The organism is Levilactobacillus cerevisiae (assembly GCF_003946245.1).
In the GTDB taxonomy this organism is placed as follows: domain Bacteria; phylum Bacillota; class Bacilli; order Lactobacillales; family Lactobacillaceae; genus Levilactobacillus; species Levilactobacillus cerevisiae.
Genome location: NZ_RHNN01000057.1, coordinates 1 through 4,922, shown reverse-complemented (window position 1 = coordinate 4,922; position 4,922 = coordinate 1). Strand labels below are relative to the sequence as shown.

At 49.0% G+C, this 4,922-nt stretch carries 2 rRNA genes; both read left to right on the top strand.

Features of this window, described 5'->3' with window-relative positions:
• The first annotated feature begins 161 nt into the window (after positions 1-161).
• Positions 162-1,727 (top strand): 16S ribosomal RNA (locus EKM99_RS15350).
• A 222-nt stretch (positions 1,728-1,949) separates the two neighbouring features.
• Positions 1,950-4,868 (top strand): 23S ribosomal RNA (locus EKM99_RS15345).
• The 16S and 23S rRNA genes sit together here, the layout of an rRNA operon.
• The last annotated feature ends 54 nt before the right edge of the window (positions 4,869-4,922 follow it).

The following is a 4,922-nucleotide window of genomic DNA, read 5'->3' as shown; positions in this document are numbered from 1 at the left end:
ATAACTTGGTAGACCTTTGAAAACTGAACATTGTTTCGACAAACCAAATATGTGTAGGGCGGTTTGATACTTGGTATCAAACCCAAAATATTTATTTGCGAAGTCAATTCGCTTTAAAAAACAAAGTAACAACAATCGATGAGCTATTCAAGCATCATCTTTAAGATGAGAGTTTGATCCTGGCTCAGGACGAACGCTGGCGGCATGCCTAATACATGCAAGTCGAACGAGCTTCCGTTGAATGACGTGCTTGCACTGATTTTAACAATGAAGCGAGTGGCGAACTGGTGAGTAACACGTGGGAAATCTGCCCAGAAGCAGGGGATAACACTTGGAAACAGGTGCTAATACCGTATAACAACAAGAACCGCATGGTTCTTGTTTGAAAGGTGGCTTCGGCTATCACTTCTGGATGATCCCGCGGCGTATTAGTTAGTTGGTGAGGTAAAGGCCCACCAAGACAATGATACGTAGCCGACCTGAGAGGGTAATCGGCCACATTGGGACTGAGACACGGCCCAAACTCCTACGGGAGGCAGCAGTAGGGAATCTTCCACAATGGACGAAAGTCTGATGGAGCAATGCCGCGTGAGTGAAGAAGGGTTTCGGCTCGTAAAACTCTGTTGTTAAAGAAGAACACTTCTGAGAGTAACTGTTCAGAAGTTGACGGTATTTAACCAGAAAGCCACGGCTAACTACGTGCCAGCAGCCGCGGTAATACGTAGGTGGCAAGCGTTGTCCGGATTTATTGGGCGTAAAGCGAGCGCAGGCGGTTTCTTAAGTCTGATGTGAAAGCCTTCGGCTTAACCGGAGAAGTGCATCGGAAACTGGGTAACTTGAGTGCAGAAGAGGACAGTGGAACTCCATGTGTAGCGGTGGAATGCGTAGATATATGGAAGAACACCAGTGGCGAAGGCGGCTGTCTAGTCTGTAACTGACGCTGAGGCTCGAAAGCATGGGTAGCGAACAGGATTAGATACCCTGGTAGTCCATGCCGTAAACGATGAGTGCTAGGTGTTGGAGGGTTTCCGCCCTTCAGTGCCGCAGCTAACGCATTAAGCACTCCGCCTGGGGAGTACGACCGCAAGGTTGAAACTCAAAGGAATTGACGGGGGCCCGCACAAGCGGTGGAGCATGTGGTTTAATTCGAAGCTACGCGAAGAACCTTACCAGGTCTTGACATACTATGCAAATCCTAGAGATAGGACGTTCCCTTCGGGGACATGGATACAGGTGGTGCATGGTTGTCGTCAGCTCGTGTCGTGAGATGTTGGGTTAAGTCCCGCAACGAGCGCAACCCTTATTATCAGTTGCCAGCATTAAGTTGGGCACTCTGGTGAGACTGCCGGTGACAAACCGGAGGAAGGTGGGGATGACGTCAAATCATCATGCCCCTTATGACCTGGGCTACACACGTGCTACAATGGACGGTACAACGAGTCGCGAAGTCGTGAGGCTAAGCTAATCTCTTAAAGCCGTTCTCAGTTCGGATTGTAGGCTGCAACTCGCCTACATGAAGTTGGAATCGCTAGTAATCGCGGATCAGCATGCCGCGGTGAATACGTTCCCGGGCCTTGTACACACCGCCCGTCACACCATGAGAGTTTGTAACACCCAAAGCCGGTGAGATAACCTTCGGGAGTCAGCCGTCTAAGGTGGGACAGATGATTAGGGTGAAGTCGTAACAAGGTAGCCGTAGGAGAACCTGCGGCTGGATCACCTCCTTTCTAAGGAATATACGGAGGCTACACATACTTTGTCGAAACAATGGTCAGTTTTGAGGGGCTTACCTCTCTAACTTGTTCTTTGAAAACTAGATATTATCAAATATTTTCTAATTAATTATTTTTATAAGATAATTAAACCGAGAACACTGCGAATTTTTGAGTTTTTTAATTAGTTTTAAATCGCTAATACTCAATTAATCAACGATTACGAAGTAATCGTTAGGTTAAGTTATGAAGGGCGCATGGTGGATGCCTTGGTACTAGGAGCCGATGAAGGACGGGACTAACACCGATATGCTTCGGGGAGCTGTACGTAAGCTTTGATCCGGAGATTTCCGAATGGGGAAACCCAGTAGTTTTAACCAACTATTACAACTCAGGGAATACATACTTGAGTTGAGGCAGACGCGGGGAACTGAAACATCTAAGTACCCGCAGGAATAGAAAGAAAAATCGATTCCCTAAGTAGCGGCGAGCGAACGGGGAAGAGCCCAAACCAACAAGCTTGCTTGTTGGGGTTGTAGGACTGAACATTTGAGTTACCAAAGTCAATGATAATCGAAACGTCTGGGAAGGCGTGGCATAGCGGGTGATACCCCCGTAGATGAAATTGTTGACCCTCAGTTCAGGATCCTGAGTACGGCCACACACGTGAAACGTGGTCGGAATCCGGGAGGACCATCTCCCAAGGCTAAATACTCCCTAGTGACCGATAGTGAACCAGTACCGTGAGGGAAAGGTGAAAAGCACCGCGGAAGCGGAGTGAAATAGTTCCTGAAACCATGTGCCTACAATTAGTCAGAGCCCGTTAATGGGTGATGGCGTGCCTTTTGTAGAATGAACCGGCGAGTTACGTTAATTTGCAAGGTTAAGGTGTAAAGACCGGAGCCGTAGCGAAAGCGAGTCTGAAACGGGCGTTTCAGTAAATTGATGTAGACCCGAAACCAGGTGACCTATCCATGTCCAGGTTGAAGGTGCGGTAAAGCGCACTGGAGGACCGAACCCGTGTATGTTGAAAAATGCTGGGATGAGGTGTGGATAGCGGTGAAATTCCAAACGAACTTGGAGATAGCTGGTTCTCTCCGAAATAGCTTTAGGGTTAGCCTCGGAATTAAGAATCGTGGAGGTAGAGCCACTGTTTGGACTAGGGGCCCGTCATGGGTTACTGAATTCAGATAAACTCCGAATGCCACTGATTTATATCCGGGAGTCAGACGATGAGTGATAAGATCCACCGTCGAAAGGGGAACAGCCCAGACCATCAATTAAGGTCCCTAAATACATGCTGAGTGGAAAAGGATGTGGAGTTGCATAGACAGCTAGGATGTTGGCTCAGAAGCAGCCACCATTTAAAGAGTGCGTAATAGCTCACTAGCCGAGTGATCCTGCGCCGAAAATTTACCGGGGCTAAGCATGTTACCGAAATTATGGATGTGACCATTAGGTCACGTGATAGGAGAGCGTTCTAAGGGCAATGAAGCTAGATCGTAAGGACTAGTGGAGCGCTTAGAAGTGAGAATGCCGGTATGAGTAGCGAAAGATCAGTGAGAATCTGATCCACCGAATGACTAAGGTTTCCTGGGGAAGGCTCGTCCTCCCAGGGTTAGTCGGGACCTAAGCCGAGGCTGAGAAGCGTAGGCGATGGATAACAGGTTGATATTCCTGTACTAGTTAATCATGTTTGAACGATGGAGGGACGCAGCAGGCTATGGTATGCGCACGATTGGAAATGTGCGTTCAAGCGTTAAGTCTGGTGATGAGTTAAATGCTTATTGCTAAGGACAAGGCGTTACGAGGACCGAATTTTAGTAGGGAAGTACCAGATGTCACACTGCCGAGAAAAGCTTCTAGTTAGTGATTAATTACCCGTACCGCAAACCGACACAGGTAGTCGAGGAGAGTATCCTAAGGTGAGCGAGTGAACTCTTGTTAAGGAACTCGGCAAAATGACCCCGTAACTTCGGGAGAAGGGGTGCTACACGCAAGTGTAGCCGCAGTGAAAAGGCCCAGGCGACTGTTTATCAAAAACACAGGTTTCTGCAAAATCGTAAGATGACGTATAGGGGCTGACGCCTGCCCGGTGCTGGAAGGTTAAGTGGATGAGTTAGCTTCGGCGAAGCCCAGAAATGAAGCCCCAGTAAACGGCGGCCGTAACTATAACGGTCCTAAGGTAGCGAAATTCCTTGTCGGGTAAGTTCCGACCCGCACGAAAGGCGTAACGATCTGGGCACTGTCTCAACAAGAGACTCGGTGAAATTATATTACCTGTGAAGATGCAGGTTACCCGCGACAGGACGGAAAGACCCCATGGAGCTTTACTGTAGCTTGATATTGGGTGTTGACACAGCTTGTACAGGATAGGTCGGAGCCGTAGAACTCGGAACGCTAGTTTCGAGTGAGGCGCTGGTGGGATACGACCCTCGCTGTGTGAACACTCTAACCCGCACCACTTATCGTGGTGGGAGACAGTGTCAGGTAGGCAGTTTGACTGGGGCGGTCGCCTCCTAAAAAGTAACGGAGGCGCCCAAAGGTTCTCTCAGAATGGTTGGAAATCATTCATTGAGTGTAAAGGCAGAAGAGAGCTTGACTGCGAGACAGACAGGTCGAGCAGGGACGAAAGTCGGGCTTAGTGATCCGGTGGTACCGTATGGAAGGGCCATCGCTCAACGGATAAAAGCTACCCTGGGGATAACAGGCTTATCTCCCCCAAGAGTCCACATCGACGGGGAGGTTTGGCACCTCGATGTCGGCTCATCGCATCCTGGGGCTGTAGTCGGTCCCAAGGGTTGGGCTGTTCGCCCATTAAAGCGGTACGCGAGCTGGGTTCAGAACGTCGTGAGACAGTTCGGTCCCTATCCGTCGCGGGCGTAGGAAATTTGAGAGGAGCTGTCCTTAGTACGAGAGGACCGGGATGGACATACCTCTGGTGTACCAGTTGTGCCGCCAGGCGCATCGCTGGGTAGCTATGTATGGATGAGATAAACGCTGAAAGCATCTAAGTGTGAAACTCGCCTCAAGATGAGATTTCCCATTCCTATATGGAAGTAAGACCCCTGAGAGATGATCAGGTAGATAGGCTGGAAGTGGCAGCGTTGTGAGACGTGAAGCGGACCAGTACTAATCGGTCGAGGACTTAACCAAGTTGTAAAAACGTGGTGTTCTCTAGAAAATAATTTGATGATATCTAGTTTTGAG